This window comes from Rugosimonospora africana, assembly GCF_016862975.1.
In the GTDB taxonomy this organism is placed as follows: Bacteria; Actinomycetota; Actinomycetes; order Mycobacteriales; family Micromonosporaceae; genus Rugosimonospora; species Rugosimonospora africana.
The window spans coordinates 50,611-70,262 of sequence record NZ_BONZ01000068.1; the positions used below are offsets into that span (position 1 = coordinate 50,611).

General features: G+C 70.9%; 20 protein-coding genes. 10 read left to right on the top strand and 10 right to left on the bottom strand.

The window, feature by feature from the left end; all coding sequences use genetic code 11:
* Positions 1-164 precede the first annotated feature (164 nt).
* The 4 genes from Raf01_RS33535 to Raf01_RS33550 all read left to right on the top strand — a co-directional run bounded on the left by Raf01_RS33535 (position 165) and on the right by Raf01_RS33550 (position 4,890).
* The gene (locus Raf01_RS33535) at positions 165-842 is read left to right on the top strand and encodes a TcmI family type II polyketide cyclase (RefSeq protein WP_203922094.1); all 678 of its coding nucleotides are present in this window, start codon (positions 165-167) and stop codon (positions 840-842) included.
* Between the two features lie 126 nt (positions 843-968).
* Positions 969-3,320, top strand: coding sequence for an FAD-dependent monooxygenase (locus Raf01_RS33540; protein WP_203922095.1), 2,352 nt, complete (start codon positions 969-971; stop codon positions 3,318-3,320).
* A complete protein-coding gene (locus Raf01_RS33545; protein ID WP_203922096.1) occupies positions 3,317-3,637 on the top strand; it encodes a putative quinol monooxygenase in 321 nt (106 codons plus the stop codon). The genes Raf01_RS33540 and Raf01_RS33545 overlap by 4 nt, the downstream gene beginning before the upstream one ends.
* Positions 3,634-4,890: a cytochrome P450 family protein gene (locus tag Raf01_RS33550; protein ID WP_203922097.1), complete on the top strand. Its 1,257-nt coding sequence runs from the start codon at positions 3,634-3,636 to the stop codon at positions 4,888-4,890. The genes Raf01_RS33545 and Raf01_RS33550 overlap by 4 nt, the downstream gene beginning before the upstream one ends.
* A gap of 81 nt (positions 4,891-4,971) precedes the next feature.
* On the opposite strand, the gene Raf01_RS33555 is transcribed toward Raf01_RS33550, so the two are convergent.
* The 3 genes from Raf01_RS33555 to Raf01_RS33565 form a co-directional block, all read right to left on the bottom strand.
* Entirely contained in the window at positions 4,972-5,964 is a 993-nt protein-coding gene (locus Raf01_RS33555) for a phosphatidylinositol-specific phospholipase C domain-containing protein (RefSeq protein WP_373319647.1), read from the bottom strand.
* Positions 5,965-6,122: 158 nt separating this feature from the next.
* Positions 6,123-6,965, bottom strand: a complete 843-nt coding sequence (locus tag Raf01_RS33560) for an alpha/beta fold hydrolase (protein WP_239134160.1) — start codon at positions 6,963-6,965, stop codon at positions 6,123-6,125.
* Complete coding sequence (locus Raf01_RS33565) at positions 6,962-8,164, bottom strand: dipeptidase (RefSeq protein WP_239134161.1); 1,203 nt, start codon at positions 8,162-8,164, stop codon at positions 6,962-6,964. The genes Raf01_RS33560 and Raf01_RS33565 overlap by 4 nt, the downstream gene beginning before the upstream one ends.
* A gap of 309 nt (positions 8,165-8,473) precedes the next feature.
* Between Raf01_RS33565 and Raf01_RS49950 the strand changes: the two genes are divergently transcribed.
* Both Raf01_RS49950 and Raf01_RS33570 read left to right on the top strand, forming a co-directional pair.
* Positions 8,474-9,751: a hypothetical protein gene (locus Raf01_RS49950; protein ID WP_239134162.1), complete on the top strand. Its 1,278-nt coding sequence runs from the start codon at positions 8,474-8,476 to the stop codon at positions 9,749-9,751.
* A 53-nt stretch (positions 9,752-9,804) separates the two neighbouring features.
* Entirely contained in the window at positions 9,805-10,821 is a 1,017-nt protein-coding gene (locus Raf01_RS33570) for a 5'-3' exonuclease (RefSeq protein ID WP_239134163.1), read from the top strand.
* A 274-nt stretch (positions 10,822-11,095) separates the two neighbouring features.
* Here Raf01_RS33570 and Raf01_RS33575 read toward each other — a convergent pair whose 3' ends face one another.
* Positions 11,096-11,494 (bottom strand): SRPBCC family protein, encoded by a 399-nt coding sequence (locus Raf01_RS33575; protein ID WP_203922101.1) that lies wholly within the window; start codon positions 11,492-11,494, stop codon positions 11,096-11,098.
* 7 nt (positions 11,495-11,501) lie between these two features.
* On the bottom strand, positions 11,502-11,975 hold the full coding sequence (locus Raf01_RS33580) for a hypothetical protein (RefSeq protein WP_203922102.1): 474 nt from the start codon (positions 11,973-11,975) through the stop codon (positions 11,502-11,504).
* A 133-nt stretch (positions 11,976-12,108) separates the two neighbouring features.
* Between Raf01_RS33580 and Raf01_RS33585 the strand changes: the two genes are divergently transcribed.
* The 3 genes from Raf01_RS33585 to Raf01_RS33595 all read left to right on the top strand — a co-directional run bounded on the left by Raf01_RS33585 (position 12,109) and on the right by Raf01_RS33595 (position 14,648).
* On the top strand, positions 12,109-12,453 hold the full coding sequence (locus Raf01_RS33585) for a GlsB/YeaQ/YmgE family stress response membrane protein (protein ID WP_239134164.1): 345 nt from the start codon (positions 12,109-12,111) through the stop codon (positions 12,451-12,453).
* A gap of 425 nt (positions 12,454-12,878) precedes the next feature.
* Positions 12,879-13,499, top strand: a complete 621-nt coding sequence (locus tag Raf01_RS33590; RefSeq protein WP_203922103.1) for a DUF3887 domain-containing protein — start codon at positions 12,879-12,881, stop codon at positions 13,497-13,499.
* Between the two features lie 24 nt (positions 13,500-13,523).
* Positions 13,524-14,648: an alpha/beta hydrolase family protein gene (locus tag Raf01_RS33595; RefSeq protein ID WP_203922104.1), complete on the top strand. Its 1,125-nt coding sequence runs from the start codon at positions 13,524-13,526 to the stop codon at positions 14,646-14,648.
* A gap of 183 nt (positions 14,649-14,831) precedes the next feature.
* On the opposite strand, the gene Raf01_RS33600 is transcribed toward Raf01_RS33595, so the two are convergent.
* The 3 genes from Raf01_RS33600 to Raf01_RS33610 form a co-directional block, all read right to left on the bottom strand.
* Positions 14,832-15,383 (bottom strand): hypothetical protein, encoded by a 552-nt coding sequence (locus Raf01_RS33600; RefSeq protein ID WP_203922105.1) that lies wholly within the window; start codon positions 15,381-15,383, stop codon positions 14,832-14,834.
* A 61-nt stretch (positions 15,384-15,444) separates the two neighbouring features.
* On the bottom strand, positions 15,445-16,143 hold the full coding sequence (locus Raf01_RS33605) for a maleylpyruvate isomerase family mycothiol-dependent enzyme (RefSeq protein WP_203922106.1): 699 nt from the start codon (positions 16,141-16,143) through the stop codon (positions 15,445-15,447).
* A 160-nt stretch (positions 16,144-16,303) separates the two neighbouring features.
* Positions 16,304-16,867 carry a TetR/AcrR family transcriptional regulator gene (locus tag Raf01_RS33610; protein WP_203922107.1) on the bottom strand — a complete coding sequence of 188 codons (564 nt, stop codon included), beginning with the start codon at positions 16,865-16,867 and terminating at the stop codon, positions 16,304-16,306.
* Positions 16,868-16,956: 89 nt separating this feature from the next.
* Between Raf01_RS33610 and Raf01_RS33615 the strand changes: the two genes are divergently transcribed.
* Positions 16,957-17,865 (top strand): zinc-binding dehydrogenase, encoded by a 909-nt coding sequence (locus Raf01_RS33615; protein ID WP_203922108.1) that lies wholly within the window; start codon positions 16,957-16,959, stop codon positions 17,863-17,865.
* Between the two features lie 45 nt (positions 17,866-17,910).
* On the opposite strand, the gene Raf01_RS33620 is transcribed toward Raf01_RS33615, so the two are convergent.
* Together Raf01_RS33620 and Raf01_RS33625 are read right to left on the bottom strand one after the other, a co-directional pair.
* Positions 17,911-18,843 carry an SMP-30/gluconolactonase/LRE family protein gene (locus Raf01_RS33620; RefSeq protein ID WP_203922109.1) on the bottom strand — a complete coding sequence of 311 codons (933 nt, stop codon included), beginning with the start codon at positions 18,841-18,843 and terminating at the stop codon, positions 17,911-17,913.
* Positions 18,840-19,619 carry an SDR family NAD(P)-dependent oxidoreductase gene (locus tag Raf01_RS33625; RefSeq protein WP_203922110.1) on the bottom strand — a complete coding sequence of 260 codons (780 nt, stop codon included), beginning with the start codon at positions 19,617-19,619 and terminating at the stop codon, positions 18,840-18,842. Before Raf01_RS33625 ends, Raf01_RS33620 begins: the two co-directional genes overlap by 4 nt.
* Positions 19,620-19,652 lie beyond the last annotated feature (33 nt).

Here is a 19,652-nt window from a genome sequence, read left to right on the forward strand (position 1 = left end):
TTCGCGGCACGGCGACCGGATCGCGGTGACGGCGCAGAGACGCGACGGCCGGCAGGGTCACTGGCGTCAGCCCGACCGCACCCGGCCGTACGGTGTCGCCGCGGCATCTACGGTGTCGCCGCGGTGTCTACGCCCGTCAAGGATCCGCCAGCCAAGGAGCAGCCATGACTTTCCGAAGCGTGATCGTCTGTCGCATCGTCCCGGGCAGTGAGAGCACTGTCGCCGAGGTGTTCGGCTACTACGACAAGACGACGCGACCGCAGGACTTCGGCGTGATCGGTCGGACCCTGCTCTCGTTCGACGACCTCTACATCCACGTCATCGAACGCAACGTGGACCCGAAGACGCTGGAGCGTCCCCGCGGGCTGCCCGCGTTCCAGCAGATCGCCGAGAAGATCGCGCCGTACGTGACGCCGTACCCGAGGGACTGGAAGGTGCCGTCCGACTCCGTCGCCAAGGAGTTCTACAGCTGGACCGCCGAGGATGAGTCGGGCAAGCCCCCGACGGTCGCCGAGAACCAACTCGTCATCGTCGCGCGCATGAAGCCCGGCGCGGAACCCGACATCGCCCGCATCTTCGCCGAGTCGGACAAGACCGAGCTGCCGGTCCGGATGGGCGTCACCGGGCGCTGGCTGTACGCGCTCGACGACGTGTACCTGCACGTGATGGAGCGCGGCGACGAGTCGTTCGCGGACACCGCGAGGGACAACCACGACCAGCCCGCGTTCGCCAAGATCATGGAAGATCTCAGCCCGTTCATCGAGGCGTACAGCCCGGACACCTGGCGCAGTCCGGAGGACGCGGTGGCCCACGAGTTCTACCGCTGGAAGGCGGAGGACTGACCGCCGCGCACTGGCCGCCACGCCCGTTGGCCGCCACGCCCCACTGACTGCCACGCACTGGCCGCCACGCCCACGCTGACCGCCGCCCGCTGACCGCCGCAGGTCGCCACCGGTTGAGGAGACCCCGTGATCAGGACGATGCTCCGGACGCGCGTGCGCCCGGGGTGCGAGCAGGCCGTCGAGTCCGCGTGGCGGGCGCAGGCCGGGCAGGTCGGTCAGCTGGCCGGCAACCTGGCCTGGCAACTGCTGCGGGACGCGCACGATCCCCGCTCGTTCGTCGTGGTGGCCGAGTGGGACGACGAGTCCGCGCTGCGGGACTACGAGGACGGGCCGGTCGCCGCGCGCTTCGCCGACGCGGTGCGCCCGCTGCGCGAGGCGTCCGGCGCGGACAGCTACCGGGTGATGCGCGGCGCCGCTCCCAACCACCCAGCCGCGGACCATTGGGACGGTGCCGGGTCGCGGATCTGCGTGGACGTCGAGGTGACGGTACCGGTCGCCCGGCGCGCGGAGTTCGCCGGCGGGTACGCGCAGGTGCTGTCCCGGATGGCCGGGGTACCCGGGTACCTGCGCGAGGACCTGCTGTGCGAGCCGGGTACGGACGTGTTCCACATCGTCGCCGAGTGGGACAGCGAGGCGCAGTTCTTCCAGTGGATCGGCAACCCGGCACACGCGCAGGAGGAGGCGGGGCCGATCGCGCCGTTCCTCCTCGACTTCCGTCGCCGCATGTTCCACCTCGCGACCGGTCCCGAAAACGGGCTCGCGGAGCGCTCCCCAAGCAGGTTCACGCCCGGGACCGGACGAGAACCCCGTACCGGCAAGGAGATCGACGTGAACAGCACAACGGACGTACTCATCGTGGGAGCGGGGCCCACCGGGCTGACCGCAGCCGTCGAGCTGGCCCGGCGCGGCATCCGGTGCCAGGTGGCGGAGAAGTTGGCCACCCCGCCGGCCCAGGCCGACAAGGCGATCGGCGTGCACTGCCGCACCATGGAGATCTGGGAGGACCAGGGCATCGTGCGGGACGCCATGGACGCCGGAATCTGGCTGACGGGCCAGATGGTGTTCGTCAACGGCAAGGAGACCTACCGGGGCAGCTGGGAGCTGCCCGAGTTGCCGTACGCGCACCTCGGCCTGCCCCAGTACGAGACCGAGCGACTGCTCACCGGGCGGCTGGCCACGCTCGGCGTGGTTCCCGAGCGGGGTGCCGAGCTGGTCGCGTTCAGCCAGGACGACGACGGCGTACTCGCGACGCTCGACCTGGCCGGTGGCGGCCGGCAGACGGTACGGGCGAAGTATCTGGTCGGCTGCGACGGGGCGCACAGCAAGGTCCGCGAGCTGCTCGGGTTGACGTTCACCGGTGGGCTGGGCAAGTTCCCGCAACTGTTCATGCTCGGCGATGTCGACGTGGACTGGGTCATGCCGGAGGGCCACCTGCTGCGGTTCATGCACGAGACCGACGGCCGGATGGACAACATGCTGGTGTGCGTCCCGCTGCGCGGGGAGTCGCGGTACCGGCTCGCGACGATGGCGCCGCCCCGGTTCTTCGCGCAGACCGGCGGCAGGGACGCCCCGCCCGGGTTCAGCGAGGAGCTTGCCGAGCCGACCCTCGCCGACGTTCAGGCCGCGCTGAACCAACTGGCCCCGCCCGGTACCCGCGCGTCGAACCTGCGCTGGTCCTCGGTGTTCCGGATCAGCCACGGGATCGTCGACCGGTACCGCGAGGGTCGGGTGTTCGTGGCCGGCGACGCGGCGCACCTGCACCCGCCGGCCGGCGGGCAGGGCATGAACACCGGCATCCAGGACGCCTGGAACCTGGCCTGGAAGCTGGCCCTGGCGGTGCGCGGGATGGCCACGCCCGGCCTGCTGGACAGCTACGAGACCGAACGGCGTCCGGAGGGCGAGGAGATCGTCGGGCGGGCGGTGCGGATGGCGTTCACCGACGAACTGGACCGCGAGGACCTCAAGCGGCAGTTCCTGCAGGAGATGTCCATGCTGCTCAGCTACTCCGCCAGCCCGCTGGTCGGCCAGTCGGTGACCACGCCCGAGGCGCTGCGCGACGGCCCCCGGCCCGGCGACCGCGCACCCGATGTCGGCGGCCTGTACCGGCGCGGCGTCGGCCACCTGCTGCGCCTGCGCGACCTGACCCGGGGCACCCGGTACACGCTGCTGGTGTACGCCGACCGCACGGCCAGCGAGGCGGCGGTGATCGCCGTGGAGAAGCTGTGCGCCGACGTCCGCCAGCAGGCGTTCGGGGAGATCGACGTGTACCTGCTGCTCGACGCGGACGCCCGGGTGCCGTGGATGCTGGACCCACCGGTGATCCGGGACGACTCCGGCGAGTTCCGCACCGCGTACGGGGTCGACGGCACCGCGCTGTACCTGATCCGCCCGGACGGGCACGTCGGGTTCCGCAGCCAGCCGATCGACGCCGACGCGCTGCGCGCCAACCTGCAGCTGACCTTCGGGAGCGCCCGATGACGATGGTGCGCACGGTGCTCGCGATGCGTGCCCGGGAAGGCTGTGAACAGCGTTTCGAGGCGGAGTGGCTGGGCGCGGCCGAAGAGATCCGGCAGCTGCCCGGGTGCCTGCGCCAGGACCTGGTCCGCGATGCCGACGACCCGCGCAGCTACCTGATCATCAGCGACTGGGCGGACCGCGACCGGCTGGACGCCTTCGGCCGCAGCGAGCACCGGGACCGGCTGCTGGCCATGATCCGTGAGCTGCGCGAGTCCGCGCAGCGACACACCTACCAGGTGCTGCACAGCGTGCGCAGGGAACCGGAGGAGCCGCGATGAGCGAGAACCAGGCCGGCCGCCCGGCCATACCCGCGCAGGCCATACCCGCGTCGGAGCTCTACACCGACGAGTTCGCCGCCGACCCGTACCCCGCGTTCGCCCGGCTGCGGCAGGGCGCCCCGGTGTGCCCGGTCACCGGCGCGCGGTTCGACACCTACCTGATCAGCAGGTTCGACGACGCTAAGGCGGCACTCACCGATCCCCGGCTGTCCAAGGATCTCTACGGTCCGGAACAGCACTACCTGCGGATCTTCGGGCCGAACTCGGAGGGCTTGAACAAGAACATGCTCAACTCCGATCCGCCGGAGCACGATCGGCTGCGCCAGATCGTGTCGCAGGCGTTCACCACACGGCGGGTCGAGGCGCTGCGGCCCCGGGTGGCCGGCTTCGTGGAGAGCCTGCTCGAAAAGATCATCCCGCGCGGCGAGTGCGATCTGATGCGCGACTTCGCGATCCCGCTGCCGATGATGGTGATCTGCGACCTGCTGGGGATACCGGAGATCGACCACGACCGGGTTCTCGGCTGGACCCAGGTGATCCGGACGTCCGGGTCGTCCCGCCGGCCGCCGGAACAGGAGCGGGCGGCCGTACAGGAAGCGCAATTGCGGCTGAACCACTACCTCGCCGACCTGGTACAGGCCAAGCGCGCCCACCCCACAGCGGGCATGATCAATGAACTCATCGACGCCTGCGACCGCGACGGGAAGCTCACCGAACCGGAGGTCGTCACCACCACGTTCCTGCTGCTGTTCGCCGGGCACCAGACCACCGCGGACTTCATCGGCAACGCGACGGTCGCCCTGCTGACCCACCCCGACCAGCTCGATGTGCTGCGTGCGAAGCCCGACCTGCTGCCGGCGGCGATCGAGGAGCTGCTGCGGTTCGACGGTCCGTTGCCGGTCGCCAGTCCGCGGATCGCCACCGAGGACATCGAGTACCAGGGTGTTCGGATCCCGGCCGGGTCCATCGTCGGCGTCGTGATCAACGCGGCGAACCACGACCCGGCGTTCTTTGCCGAGCCGGACCGGCTCGACGTGTGCCGCGAGCGCGGCCCGCACATCGGCTTCGGTCACGGCGTGCACTACTGCCTGGGGGTGTCGCTGGCCAGGATGGAGGCACGGATCGGCATCGGCGCGTTGCTGCGCCGGCTTCCCGGGCTGCGGCTCGGCGTACCGGCCGACCAGTTGCGCCGGCTGCCGGCCGGCTCACCGTTCCGCGGCCTGCTGGAACTTCCGGTGCGGTTCGTCGCCTAGGTGTTCTGTCCACCAAGGATCTGTCACGACGCGATGCCGGGGCGTGGGCGGTTGCCCGCGCCCCGGCGTTCCGTGGGGGCGTCAGCCGCGCGTGTCCACCAGGCCGACGACCTGCGGCATGTCCGACCAGTCCGACGAGGCGACACTCGCGTGCGCCGCGGCGAGCGCGGCCACCCGGGCCTGCGCCGCCGCCGCGTCGCCGTCGGCCACCGCCGGCGGCACGTTCTGCGCGTCGGTCATCACCAGCAGGTAGTGGTTGGTGTCGTACCAGGAGGTGTCGATGCCACCGGTGACGTACTGGGTCGCGTCGCCGTCGAAGACCACGAACCACGGGCGCAGCGTGGCGTCGCCGTAGCGGGTGCGCGGGTCGCCGCTGGCCGCGTTGTGCACGGCCGGGAAGATCTGCGCCTTGGACAGCGTCCCGGAGGCGGCGAGGCCCTTGAGGTACTGCGCGTACTCGACGTCGGTCCACAGCGAGTCGGTCGGGTTGTTCTCCTCGACCGTACCGGGGATGATCTCGATGACCACCTTGCCGGCCAGCTGCGCCCGGGTCGGCCACGCGTTGGCCTTCGCGGCCGCGTCCAGCGACGCGTACCCGCTGGCCAGGTCGGCCGGCTTGAACACGGCGGAGCCGAGGTGCGCCGCGATCGCCGAGTCGAGCTGCGCCGGTCCGAGGCCGGTACGGCTGCTGAATCCGGCCTTCAGCTCCAGCTTGAGGAACAGCGGCCCGGTGCCCGGGTGTGCGGCCAGCCAGACCCGGATGTCGTCGAGGCAGTACTCCAGGTCCTTGTTGGCCCCGCCGGTGTAGAGCTGGGACGCGCTGCTGGCCGCGACGCAGTTGTTGCCGTTGCCCAGCGGATTGTCGTGGCTGACCTTCCACTCGCGGGTGAAGATGTCGTCCCAGACGTCGAGTTCGATCAGCCCGGGGTGCTGGTCGAGCGCCTGGGCGAGGTACTGGAACGTGGCCGGGTCGTACGTGTTGTGCGTGCCGACAGTGGTCGTCTCGGAGAACCGGCTGCCGGAACCGGCCGCCGACGCCGGGGAGGCGGCCGCCACGACTAGAGCGGAAGCCACGACGAAAGCGGAGGCCGCCGCGACGGCCGCGGCGACGAGGAAACGGGATCTGCGCACGGGGAATCCTCCCTGACCGGCCAGCGTCGCGCTGGCCACCCTGATCACGATTCAAATCGATGAAGGTGAACATGGGGTGGACGATGGCCGCCGGCTCAGGCTCAGGCGATTCCCGCGGAGTCGAGGAAGTCGCGCACCACCCGCTGGAACAGCTCGGGCTCCTCCAACTGCGGCGAGTGGCCGGAGTTCTCGAAGACGACCAGCCGCGAGTCGGGAATCAGGTCGGCGATGACCTGCGAGGCTCCCACCGGGGTACGCCAGTCGTGCCGGCCGACCGTGACCAGGGTCGGGCAGGAGACCCGCGGCAGCTTCGGCTTGAGGTCGTAACGCGGCATGTTCTGCCCGAAGGCGGCGTTGTGAGTGCGGTAGTGGAACCGGGTCGCGGCGAGCTTCGCGGCGTCCGCGGCCGGGTCGTGGTCGTGGTCGTAGAGCGGCAGGATCGACTTCCAGTACTCGCGCAGTTGCTCGTTGCTCTCGAAGTGGCCGGTACCGATGCGCTCGATCACCCACTCCGGGATGACCACGCGGTCCGTCGACCGGGCCCGCTCGACGGCCAGGTGGTCGTGCGCCGTGTCGGCGGCGGTGTCGCGCAGCACCAGGGCACGGACCCGTTCCGGGTGGGCGATCGCGTACTCCATCGCGATGAACCCGCCGTACGAGCCGCCGGCCATGACGATCCGTTCGTACCCGAAGTGCTCCCGGATCGCGTCCACGTCGGCCACCCACTGTTCGTGGGTGAACGGCTCGTCGTCGCTGGACTCGCCCGAGCCGCGGGCGTCGAACACGATGACCCGCATCCGGTCGGCGAACGCGCCGAACGACCGCTTCGGCTCGGCCCGGGAACCGAGCCCCGGAGCGCCGTGATGCACGATCATCGCCGGCCCGTCCTCCGGCCCGAACGCCTCGACCACCAGCTCCGCACCGTTGACTTTCAGCCGGTTCACCAGACCTCCCCGAGCACGCGGACGATGTTGCCGCCGACGACCTTGGCGATCTCGTCGTCCGAGTAGTCGTGCGCGACCAGCCAGCCGACGATGTTGCCGAAGCACTCCGCCGGGTTTTCCATGCCGGACACGTACGGCACCCGGGGGTGCTCGGCCACGCCGTGCGCCCGGCCGATCGCCAGGTGCTGGGTGAAGCTGTTGTGCAGCCCGACGTGGTCGCCGAAGTTGGTGTCTGGACCGAACGCCACGTGGTCGATGCCGACCAGGTTCACGCAGTACATGAAGTGGTCCATCACCGATTCGATGGAGTGGTGCGGGTGTGCCGGCGAGAGCGTGGTGTGCGGGGCGGCCTCGATTCCGATGACACCGCCGCGTTCGGCGCACGCCCGGATCACGTCGTCCGGCTTCATCCGCGGGGTGTTCCACACCGACCGCGCCCCGGCGTGGGTGATGAACACCGGTACGCGGCTGGCCTCGACCACGTCCATCGACGTGCGGTCGCCGGAGTGCGAGATGTCGATGGCGATGCCCAGCTTGTTCATGCGGTCCACCGCGCGCCGGCCGAAGTGGGTCAGTCCCCCGTCGTGCTCCTCGGACAGTCCGGAGCCGAGCTGGTTGGCCTGGCTGTACGCGACGCCCATCTGCCGTACCCCGAAGCCGTACAGGATGTCGATGCGGTCCAGCTCGTTTTCGATCATCGTGGCCGCTTCCAGGCCGGCCACCAGTGCCAGCCGGCCGTTCCGCCTCGCCTCGAAGACCTGCTCCAGCGTGGTGGCCAGCACCACGTAGTCCTGCTTGGCGACGTCGGCCAGGCGCAGGCCGATGTCGTAGATGACGTCGTCCCACTTCCAGGCGTGCTCGCTGGTGACGCAGCCGGTGCCGTTCATGAAGTTGTCGAACACCGCGGTCAGGCCGGACCGCGCCAGGCCCTCGAAGCCGAAGGCGTTGCGGCCGGTGCGGTTGTAGTCACGCAGCTGACTCACGTCGGCCGGCAGGATCTTCGGGTGTTCGTGCAGCGAGATCGCCGGATGTTCGCGCAGCAGGCGGGCGACCCGGTCCCGTTGCGCGTCCGAAAGGCCCAGATCGTACCCGGGTACCCGGCCGATCTCCGGAGCCAACTCGAACACCTTGTAGTCACGGTGCGGCTCAAGGTAGTCGAACGATCGGTAACCGCGGTACCCGGCTGCTGCGTCCAGCACGTGCGCTCCCCTCATCACGGCCTCGTCACGGGCCAAGAGGTCTGGCGCTAGAGGTCAGACCTCTTACCAGATGGAGGGTACAACCCCGCTATGCCCCTCATCTCGCCGGTGTCTCCAGCGGTTGACAAGGCGGTCCGACCCGGGCCGCGGCCGGCAAGCGGCGAATACAGTGTCATTAAGGAACAAGCTCCAGCAAATCGGCCCCCGCAATCGCGCACCTCACACCCGTGCGTCTCACATCCGCGCGCACATCACGCTCTTGGCGGAGGCCGCACCTCGGCACGCGCGACGCCAGATCTGGAGGTGGAGGTGAGCCGCCCGTCGTCGACAGCGCCGGACGCGGGCGGCCGGGGCGCCGGCAGCTACCGGCAGGCGGCGCCACTGTCCAAGCGGCCGGCACTGACCGCGCGGGACCGCCACGCGTCCGCGCCCACCGAGACGCATCCGGCCGGACGCGGCCAGCCCAGGCTGGGACTCGCCGGGCTCACGTTCGTCATACCGTTCTTCTTCCTGCTCGCCGCCGCGCTCGGAGGCGCGGAGGCATCGTTGCTGGTCCTCGGGCCGCTGACCACGTTCGCCCTGCCGGTCATCGGGATGATCGCGTTCTGGTGGCAGGACTGGCCCGGCACCGGCCTGCGGTCCGGCTGGTCCGGACTGGTCGACACGCTGATCGCACTCGCGGCCGGAACGGCGCTGACCGTACTGGGGCAGATCGTGGTCAGCCGGTTCGACCTGCGCGGCTTGTTCACCGCGAACGCGGGGCTCGGGCATCCGCCCACCTTCCCCACCACGATCGGCCTGGGCGCCAGCACCTTCACCGCGATCCTCCAGCTGACCCTGGTCTGCGAACGCTGGCCGCTGCGCCGGCTCGGCCGGATCTGGTCGGGTGCCGCCGCACTCGTGGTGAGCTGGGCGGCCGCGGTGGTGGCGTACCTGACGCTGGTCAACCTCGACCAGGTGCCCGCTTCCATGCGGGCCGCCGAGGGTCTCCGCAACCCGCACGGGCCGGTTCCCGCTCCGGTGTACGGCGCGCTGCTCATCACCCTTGGGGTCTGGCAGGTGGTCATCTTCGTCGTCCTGCGCGGCCTGCCGTTCACCCTGATTCCGCATCAGGGCCTCCGGTTGCTCGCCGGCAACCTGGGGATCGCCGCGGTCACCGCCGGGAGCTTCGCCCTGCTGCGCGGGGTCGCCGGCTGGGAGCCCGGCCGGATCGACGCATTCGGTGGCGCCGTCATCGCCAGCGGGTTGCTGGTGGCCATGCTGTTCGAGGGATGGCCGGCGACCCGCCTTCCGCCCGCGCCGGGCCGGACTCTGCTCTTCGTACTTGTCGCCGCGGTCGCCACGGTGGTGTACCTGGCGCTGCGGGCGTACGCCGCGCAGGTCGACTTCCGGCGCGCCACCGTCGACGACTGGGTCGCCCTGGCCTCGTTGAACTTCCTCGCTCTCGGCATCGTCCTGCACGTGGCGGTGTGGCGGCGGTGGCCGGTGGTGGCGGACCGGCCGCACGGCGCGTCTTCCGGCGCGTCTTCCGGCGGACCGGGCGGCGGCCCCGCCGGCCGGCCCGACCGCCGACGAAGCGGCAGTTGACCGGCCCGGGGCGGGTGGCGGGCCGCGCCGGCCTCGACCACTACCCTGGACCGGTGGCGCCTTCCGCACCCCCGCTACTGCTCGTGCTCGACGGCAACAGCCTGCTTCACCGCGCATACCATGCGGCGGCGACCGGGCAGCTCGTCGACGCGTCCGGCCGGGCGGTGTGGGCGCTCAAGGGCCTGGTCGGCTACGCCGCACGGGCCGCCGCCCTGCTGCGCCCGGACGCGTTGGTGGTCGGCTTCGACTGTCCGGACTACTCGGCGCGCAAGGAGCACTACTCCGAGTACAAGGCGCACCGCCCGGAGAAGCCCGCCGACCTGACCGACCAGATCACCGCCGCCCCCGCCCTGCTCAACGCGACCGGCATCGCCACCGTGGTACCGCACGCCTACGAGGCCGACGACGTCCTGGCCAGTTCGGCCGCGCACGCCCGGCGCGGCGGCTGGCGCACGGTACTGATGACCAGCGACCGGGACTCGTTCGCGCTCATCGACGCGTCCACGTCGGTGCTGCGCGTGCGCAACGGCGGGTTCGACCAGGCGGTACTGGTCACGTCGGCGGCCCTGGCAGAGACGTACGGCGTCACCCCGTCCCAGTACCGCGACTACGCCGCCCTGCGCGGCGACCCGTCCGACAACCTGCGCGGCGTACCGGGCTTCGGTGCCGCCACCGCCGCCCGGCTACTCGCCGCGTTCGGCAGCGTGGAACAGGCGTGGGCGGTCTGGGACGGCGGCGACCACAAGGCGGTGTGTGCCGTGGTCGGCGAGCGATCCGGCGAGCACTTCGGCTCGGCGGCCGGCCGGGAGACGATCGACCGCAACCGCCGGCTCATGGCCATGCGTGACGACCTGCCGATACCGGAGTTGCACACGCTGCGGTTGCCGCTGAGTCTCACGGTGATGAAGCGCGCGTTGGCCGGTCGCGGCATAATCCTCGGACCGTCGCTGTGGGCGCTCACCGGCGGATTGCCACCGGACGCGCCGGATCCGGCGCCGCTACCCCAACAGTGGACTCGCGGTTCGCGTCGGCGCCGCGATCCGCTCCCCGGACAGCTCGCGCTCTTCTGACCGGACGGCTCGCGCTCTTCTGACCGGACGCGCGGACCGAGGCGGATGTCCGTCGCGGATGCTTTGCTCTGCTTACCCATAGGCAACACTCGAACGCCGTTTGTGTTGCGTAGAGGTAAGCAGAGCAAAGGATGTCGACGCGACTTCCATCCCGGTCCGGGCAGGCCCGCTTCCGGCCGCTCGACCGCGTCCCGGCCGCCGGCTCACGGCCGCCGCGTCCTGGCCGCCGACTCACGGCCGTCCGGGTCGCGGCCGTCGGGTCAATGCTGTCGGGTCACTCCGATTCCAGCAGCCGCTTCAGCCGGGTGAGGTCGGCCTGGACAGCGCCCGCGTCGCGGGCGAAGTCCTCATCGCTCAGGCCCGGTCGGCGGCGCACGGTGAACAGCACCTCGCACGAATCGCCGTCGGGGACGACCCGCATCGGGTTGTAGAAGACCTCACCCGAGGACATCGTGACGTAGTGGTCGAGGACGCCAAACCCGTTGCGTTCCACGAACGCCAACTCGGCCCGGCCGTCGGGCGTGTCCACGAACCACCGCCCGTCGACGTTCTCCACCGAGCTGCCGAGTCCGGGCGCCCACCGCGGAACGTTCGCCGGCTCCACCACGAAGTCGTACACCTCGGACACGCGCCGGTCGATACGCTCGCTGACCTGCCGGGATTCGGATGCCATGCCGCCATCATGCCGTACGCCCGACCCCTGGACGCCCGACCTGCACGCCCGGCCCGGACGACTGTTCCGTATCGCCGCGTGGCGCCGGACGCGTCGAGCCGGACCAGACCGTGAGCACGTACGCGACTACCAGGACCACGGACAGGCCGCCATCCCAGCCGATGATCGTGCCGGTGTCCGCGATGCCACCGTGGGCGGCGTAGAAGACGGCGGTCACGGTCAGCGCGACCTTGTTGAGGATGACCAGCTCCCACATTCCTCGATAGCCCCGCGGGCGGAGCGCGAGCAGGGCGAAGAGTCCGGCGAAGACGACGAAGCCGTACGCGCGCCAGGTCTCCACGACCTTCGTCGACCCGCCGGCCGAGGCCACACCACCGAACGCGGTGACCGCGCTGGCCGCGGCCGCGACAGCGGCGAGCCACAGCAGCACCTGTGCCACGCGCGTGCGCCGCCCGACCGTCATGGAACCGTGCACTGCCATTCCGGGTCACCCTCTCGCCATTGGCTAATAACCGTAGCTTACACGCTAAGTCGGATAGTCCCACGCGTCAAGCGGGTCAACGGTCGTCACTCCCCGAGATGCCGATGTGCGTCGTCGACCCGATACTGTCCTCATGCGCGTGTCGGACTATCTGGTCGCCATCCCCATCGGCCTGGTCATCGGAGTACTCGGCCGGCTCGTGCTGCCCGGCCGGCAGCGCATCGGCGTCTTCGTCACGTTCCTCATCGGCGTCGCGGCCGCAGTCGCCGGCACCTGGATCGCCGGACACCTCTCGCTGAGTCGTGGGGACGCCCACTGGCACGGCCTGTCCTGGAACTGGATCCTGCTGGGCATCCAGGTCGGCTTCGCGGTCGTCGGGGTGGGGCTGGCGAACAAGGTGACGCACACCGCGCTGGCCGACAACGACGACCGGCCACGCCGCCGCACCCGCCGGCGCCGCACGCGAACGGCGCGCTGAGACACCCGCGGCACGCTTCGGGGGCAGCTGGACGTCGTACTCGCCCGCGACCACGAGGATCCGTGCGCCGAGACGGGCGAGAGCCGATCGGCGTACAGAGAGGCGACGGCCGCACCGGTGGAGTGCGCGTCCACTGTGGACAATGGTGCCGTACCGGACCGTGGTGTAGCGATTTTCGTGCCGGCCGGATAGCATTTCGTGCCGTACGCATGGCACGAAATGGAGGCGTAATGGCCGACGCGGCAATCCCGGACAGCTGCGCCCACTGTGGCCGGGAGCTACCTGCGCAGCGAGACAGGGGCAGGAAGCGAGCCTACTGCGGGCCGACATGCCGAAGCGCCGCCCGGCGGGCCAGGGAGCGAGCCGGCAGCGGTGACGTAAAGGCGTCGTTGACAGCGGGCACGCGTCAGGAATACCTTGACAGCGTGAACGGCACGGTAACCGATCCGGCCACCGCGGCGAGCCAGGGTCAGGAGGCAGGTCGCGAGTTCGCCCGCGACCTGCTCGCCTCGCACCGGGCGCAGAGCCCGCTGGACACCATCGCGATGATGCAGGGCGCGGTGCACAGCCTGTCTGAGGGGCTGCGCCGGGCCGTCGAGCAGGCGAGGGCGTCGGGCAGCAGCTGGGCCGACGTGGGACGCATGCTCGGCACCACCAGGCAGGCGGCCTTCCAGCGGTTCGGCAGGCCGACCGATCCGCGCACCGGCCGGCCGATGACGGAAAACCTGCTCCCCGACGCCGCGGACCGGGCGGTCGGCCTGTTCTCCGACCTCGTCGCCGGGCGGTGGGAACGGGCCCGCCGCGACTTCGGCGAGCGGGTCGCGAGCCGGCTGGACGCGCCGCGGTTGGCGGCTGTGTGGGCGGCGTTGTCCGGCCGGGCCGGGGCGTACGAGCGGATGGGGACTCCGCTGGTCTACCCGGGCGGCGATCTCACGATCGTCGACGTGCCGCTGTTCTTCGAGGCCGACGAGCGGATCGGCCGGGTCAGCTACGACCAGCGCGGCAAGGTGGCCGGACTGTTCTTCCTGCCGCCGGCCCTCGCCTGATCGTGCGAACGGAGGGATCGGCCCATGCATACCCTGGCCAACGCTTTCGCCTCGGTCCTGCTGGTTCTCGGGGGACACCAGCTGCCGCACGACCCACCACACCACCCGCCATCCCGCCCGCCGGCACCAGCGCCGGTCGCGGCGGCCGACCGGGAGGTGACCTTCGTGGTGGACGGGACCACGACCTACGGCACCGTGCACGTCCCGCGGCACCGGGCTGGACAGCATCTCCCGGCGGCGCTGCTGCTGCCCGGCAGCGGCCCGACCGACCGCAACGGTGACCAGCCGGCGGCCGGATACACGCCGCACACCCTCGCGTACCTCGCCGACCAGCTGGGCGCGCAGGGCATCATGAGCCTGCGCTTCGACAAGTACGGCACCGGCGAAACCGGCCTCGGCGCGTACACCGGCCGTATCTCCGACTTTGACTACGCCGCGCAGGTGCGGCAGGCGGTCGCCGCCTACCGGCTGCTGGCCGGGCAACCGGAGGCCGACCGGCGCGCGTTGTCGGTTCTCGGTCACAGCGAAGGCGGCCTCACCGCCCTGCTGGTCGCGGAGAGCGGCGCGCCCCGGCCGGCCGGTGTGGGCCTGTTGCAACCGCTGGACGAGCGTTTCCTCGACCTGGTCCGCCTTCAGCTCGGCGAGGCGCTGGACGGACAGGTCGTCGCCGGAACGATCAGCGTCGCGGACGCGGCGACCAACAAGGCCGGAATCGATCGGGCGACCGCCCAGTTCCGGGCCGGCCAGCCGGTCGACGTGACCGGGTTGCTGCCGGGCATCGCGGCCGCCCTGAACCTGTTCTTCGGTCAGGTCAACGGCCGGTACACGCGCTCGATCGACGCGATCGACCCGTCGTCGGTGGCGTCGCGGCTGCGCTCCGGTACCCGGGTGCTGGTCACCTGCGGCACCGCCGACCCGCAGGTACCGTGCTCGACCGCCCCGGCTCTGGTGCGCGCACTGCACCGCGCCGGTACCGGCGGCCCCGGTCTGGTCGTGCTGCCCGGGGTCGACCACGACCTGCGCGCCGGGACGGCCGCGCAGGGCCTCGCCCCGGTTGCCGTCGCCGCCCTGCGCGCGTTCACCGCACCGTGGCGGGAGCCGTGGCGGGGCGGGCCTGGCGGTACCGGCGTGGTCGGTGGGCACCGGTGACAGACCTCCGTCCCTCCCCACCCGCCAACGGCGCCGGCCTCCGGCCGGACGGCTGACCCGCGCGTTAGGCATCGCGAGTGCCGGCCTGGGCCTGGCCGGGTTCATCCGGGCCGGGGCGCAAGCGGGAAGGCTTCAACAAGGTGGTACTGCACCCGTAACCCGCCCGGCAGCCACGCGCCACGGTTATCCGCGCGGCTCGCCCCGGCTCGCCCGTACCTCCTGCTGCAGGCTCCAGTCCGCGTCGCGGCCGGGACGGATCTCGCCGGTCCACACGAACGAGTCGCCGGTGATCTGCGAGAAGCGCCACCGCAGCAGCGGCTCCTCCTCGTCGCTGACCAGTTCGATGTCAGCGCCGACGATCCGGCCGACGAAGCGGCGCACCCTGGCGTTGGGTGGGTCGATCCAGGTGGACCGCCACGCGCCGATGCCTGGGTCGTAGAACCGGACGGTCGTGCCGTGGAATCCGGCGAGTCCGCCGGCCGGCCGCTGGCCGAGTAGCGGCACGGCCCACACGTCCTGTACGGCCGTCCCACCGAGTATCCAGCCGACCGACAGCGTGCCGTCCATCGTCACGGTGTGCGTACCGGTGCTGTCCCGGCCGGACCACCGCAGCACCCAGTCGCCGACGAACTGACCGAACGCCGCCAGCTCCGGCCCCGATCCGGGTGCCGGCCCGCCACTCAGCAGCGCGCCGGCCAGCGGCTGGGATGCGGGGTCGATTCGCGCCTGTTCCATCCCGCCTATCTGCCCCACCCGGTGGGTGGACCAAACGCCCGGGACACGGCCGACCGGCGAATCACGTAACCGGGTCTCTGCTCACCCGCCGGCCCATCCGGTGCAGCAGGCGGTCCTGCCGGGACGCACCGGCGCCCGGCGAATCCCCCGGCACGGCGAAGAATCGGTGGGTGGTGTCGGCCGCGGTCGGGGTCTCCGCCAGGCCAGCGTAGATCTGCTCCAGGTGGTCGTCGATCCAGGTGACCAGACCGGCGTCGAGGTCCTCGTCGGCACCGATGGCCCGGGCGAGATCCCAGGTGTGAATGGCGCTGTCCGTGAGCCGCACCGCGAGTGCCTGCTCGCCGGTCACTCGACCGAGCGGATAGTCCAGGATCTGTCGCAGCGCGTCGGGGCGGGCGAACGCCTCGGCGCACTCCCGCACGGACCGGGTGTAGGCATCGAGCGCTTTCCCGCCCAGGGCATTCCCGCTCAGGGCTTTACTGTCCAGGGCATTCCCGCCCAGGGCATTCCCGCCCAGGGCTTTACTGTCCAGTGCGTCGGCGTCCCGGAGCCGCAGGAACTGTGCCGCGCTGCCACCCTCCAGGAGGTCGATGTAGTTGAGGTTTCCGCGCGTCGTGTGGTTGACCAGTTGGCGCACGTCCCACTCGGTGCACGGCGTGGGCCAGTGCCACTGGTCGGGCCACACCGCTCGGAGCCGCCGCTCGAAGCCCGCGCTGGCCAGAACGAACCGGTCGATCAGCTGCTCGGAGAGGATGGTCACGGGACCACCATGCCCACCCGGCGGCGACCGTGGCTGGCGGATATCGGACGCCACGTTTCCGGCGCCGCCGTCAGCGGCCGACGCCGAAGCGGGTCGGACGGCGCTTCTGTCCTTCTGTTCCGGGACGATCGTGCCTTCTAATCCGGAACGATCGTGCCTTCTATTCCGGGACGATCCTGCGGGCGAGGTCGCGAACCGCTGTCCGCAGTCGCTTGACGCCGCCGTGATCGGTGATGTGACGGACGAGTTCGCCCTCGAACGAAGCGAGCAGCAGGTGGGCGACGAACTCGGCGTCGGTGTCGGGACGGACCTGGCGGATGAGTCGCGTGACGTGGTCGTGCCAGCGCTGGTAGGTGGGGTCCTGGTGCTTGTCGGCCGCGCACGCTTGTTCGTGCGCGGCGATCAGCGTGATGTTCTTCGCGGCGAGCTTGGCCAGTTCATCGAGGAATCCGAGGAGGCGATCGCGCGGGGGCGCGCTGGGTCCCAGCGGGGGCGGGCCGCTGTCGATCGCGGCTCGGATGCGGGCCGCGCGTTCGGCGAGTAGGTCCTGGAACAGGCCGGTGCGGCTGCCGAAGCGACGGAACACGGTGCCTTTGCCCACGCCGGCCCTCGCGGCGACGGAGTCGAGCGAGACGTGCTCTGGGCCTTGTTCCGCGAGTAGTTCTTCGACGGCTCGCAGGATCGATTGACGGTTTCGCGCGGCGTCCGCGCGTTCGGCTGCCATCACACCCCCCTGGGAAGTGGACTGTAAGTCCGTATAGTATCCGCACATCAAGCGGACTATCGGTCCGCCTATGGTACTGGAGGTGCCCTGTGCAAGCGCTGATCGCCGCCCCGGACACGGAAGACGGAATCCGGCTGGTGGAGGTCTCGGAGCCGGTGCCGCAACCCAGCCAGGTGCTCATCGAGGTGCGACACGCGTCGGTGAACTTTGGTGAGGTCCGCTACCTGGGCTTCCAGCCCGCTGGCTCGGTGCTCGGGTATGACGCGGCCGGATACGTCGTGCAAACCGCCGCCGACGGTTCCGGGCCGGCTGTCGGTGAGCGGGTCGTCGCCTTCGGGGCCGGCGCCTGGGCGCAACGCGCCGCGTTCGCCACGGACAGCGTCGCGGTCGTCCCTGAACGGCTCGAGCTGGCCAAGGCCGCTGCCCTGCCTCTGGTGGGCATCACGGCGCTGCGCACGTTGCGCGCCGCCGGCTCCGTGCTGGGCCGCCGAGTGCTCGTCACCGGCGCATCCGGCGGCGTCGGCCGGCTCGCGGTGCAGTTCGCCCGGCTCGGCGGCGCGTATGTCATCGCGTCGGTCGGTTCGGCACACCGAGGTGAAGGGCTGGACGCGCTCGGGGCACACGAAGTGGTCGTCGGGCTCGACCGCATCTCCGAACCGGTCGATGTCGTGTTGGAGAACGTGGGCGGAGAGCACCTGGTCACCGCCTGGGGTCTCCTCAAGCCAGGCGGGAGTCTGCAGAGCATCGGCTGGGCATCGGGGGAACCCGCGGTGTTTCCACCCAATTCGATCTTCGCCCACGGGTCAGCGAAGACACTGCAGTCGTTCGGCGACGCGTCCCATCCACGCCCTGAACTGACCACCCTCGTTGACCTCGCCGCCCGGGGCGTCATCTCAGTCCAGGTGGGCTGGCAAGACTCCTGGAAGCGCGTCGGCGACGCGATCGCGGCACTGCTGGGCAGGCAGGTACCCGGAAAGGCAGTTATCGATCTTGACTAGGAGTTCCGGGAGACGCGCCGTGGAGCGGGTCGGCGCCGGAGCGGGTCAACCGGCGAACGGCGTCGACGGCGTGCCGACGGCGCCCGGCCGGGTGACCGCGAACACCGAACCGGCCGGGTCGTCGTCGGAGAGGTCGAGTCCCTCCCGGGCCGACGTGATGTAGAGGACGTCGAGGCCCGGCCCGCCGAACGCGCAGGACGACGGCTGGTGTACCGGCATCGGGATCTCGCCGAGCACGTCCCCGTCCGGCGAGAGCCGCAGCACGCGGTCACCGCCCCAGATCGCGACCCACAGGCATCCGCTGGCGTCGACGGTGAGCCCGTCCGGCATGCCGGCCTCGACGGGCATCCGGAACAGGACTCGCCGGTTGCTGATCGACGCGGACTCCAGATCGCTGTCGAACGCCGAGATCTCACCGGCCATCGTGTCGGCGAGGTAGAACGTGCGCCCGTCGGGGCTCCAGTCGAGCCCGTTGGGCAGGGTGAGTCCGTCGAGGACGACCCTGGTCGTCCAGTCCGGCATGAGGAGGTGCAGGGCGCCCCGGCCGGGTTGGAAGTCCATCGTGGTGCTGCCGGCCCAGAAACGGCCGTACCGGTCGCACTTCGCGTCGTTCATCCGCTCGCCGTCCGGCAGGATCGCGCACCGGACGGTCATCGACCCGTCCGCCTCGACGCTGGCGAATCCTTCGGCGGTCGCGGCGAGGAACCCTCCCCCACGGCGCGGTACCGCGGCGCCGACCTGCGTCGGCAGTTCGATGCTGGTGGTTTGCCCGATCGACTGGTCTGGCTCGGCGCGTCTGTCGCCACGCGGCGACCCAGACCAGTCGGTTCCTGGGTCGCTGGTGTGGATGTGCCCGGCGGGGATGTCGACCCAGTGCAGGCGACCGTGCCGGGCGTCCCACACTGGTCCTTCGCCGACCCGTGCCCGGCCGGCGAACGCGACCTCGGGGCTCAGCTCGCGCATGGATGGCTCGGTCATTCCGGCAGCGCCACCGCGAGCTTGGCCAGCAGTCCACCGTCGACCGGGAGCGCGACCCCGGTGATGAAGCTGGCGCGGTCACTGGCCAGGAACGCGATCGCTTCGGCCACTTCCTGTGGTCGCGCCACCCGTCCGAGCGGGTGCATCCGCCCCCAGGACTCGACCAGTGCCTGCGCTCCCTCGTCGGTACCGTCGGAGAACATCCGGGCCGAGGAGCGCAGCATCGGCGTGTCCACCGACGCCGGGCAGACCGCGTTGGCTCTGATTCCGTGCCCGGCCTCGTCGATGGCGATGGACCGGGCGAGTGCGTTGAGCGCACCCTTGCTGGTGGTGTACGCGGCGACGGTGCTCTGGGTGGCCATCGACTGGACGGAGGACACGAGCACGATGGCGCCGGCCGCCCGGGCGCGCAGTGGGGGTACCGCGTGCTTCACGATGTGGAACGCGCCGGTCACGTTGACGGCGAGCACGTCGTTCCACTCCTCGGCGGTGGTGTCGGCCGCCGAACCGTACCGCTGGATGCCGGCGGCGGCGACGACGATGTCGAGTCCGCCGTGCCGGTCGACCACGTCCGCGACGAGTCGCGCGGTGGCCGCTTCGTCGGTGACGTCGAGGTGAACGTCTTCGACTCCGGGGATGTCGGGCTCAGAATCCGGTTTCGACGGAATGCCGGCGGCCACGACCGTCGCGCCGCGCGCGGAGAGCAGCCGGGCGCTCGCGCGTCCGATGCCGCTGCGGCCGCCGGTGACGATGGCGACCTTACCGTCGAACTCCACAATGGACTCCCTCGGTGTCGTACCCGAACCTCA

Excerpts from the sequence above, each read along its gene's own strand:
- Raf01_RS33535 (WP_203922094.1), top strand. The coding sequence starts at position 165 with ATGACTTTCCGAAGCGTGATCGTCTGTCGCATCGTCCCGGGCAGTGAG.
- Raf01_RS33545 (WP_203922096.1), top strand. The coding sequence starts at position 3,317 with ATGACGATGGTGCGCACGGTGCTCGCGATGCGTGCCCGGGAAGGCTGT.
- Raf01_RS33550 (WP_203922097.1), top strand. The coding sequence starts at position 3,634 with ATGAGCGAGAACCAGGCCGGCCGCCCGGCCATACCCGCGCAGGCCATA.
- Raf01_RS33575 (WP_203922101.1), bottom strand. The coding sequence starts at position 11,494 with ATGGCATCCGAATCCCGGCAGGTCAGCGAGCGTATCGACCGGCGCGTG.
- Raf01_RS33580 (WP_203922102.1), bottom strand. The coding sequence starts at position 11,975 with ATGGCAGTGCACGGTTCCATGACGGTCGGGCGGCGCACGCGCGTGGCA.
- Raf01_RS33585 (WP_239134164.1), top strand. The coding sequence starts at position 12,109 with ATGCGCGTGTCGGACTATCTGGTCGCCATCCCCATCGGCCTGGTCATC.
- Raf01_RS33595 (WP_203922104.1), top strand. The coding sequence starts at position 13,524 with ATGCATACCCTGGCCAACGCTTTCGCCTCGGTCCTGCTGGTTCTCGGG.
- Raf01_RS33600 (WP_203922105.1), bottom strand. The coding sequence starts at position 15,383 with ATGGAACAGGCGCGAATCGACCCCGCATCCCAGCCGCTGGCCGGCGCG.
- Raf01_RS33610 (WP_203922107.1), bottom strand. The coding sequence starts at position 16,867 with ATGGCAGCCGAACGCGCGGACGCCGCGCGAAACCGTCAATCGATCCTG.
- Raf01_RS33620 (WP_203922109.1), bottom strand. The coding sequence starts at position 18,843 with ATGACCGAGCCATCCATGCGCGAGCTGAGCCCCGAGGTCGCGTTCGCC.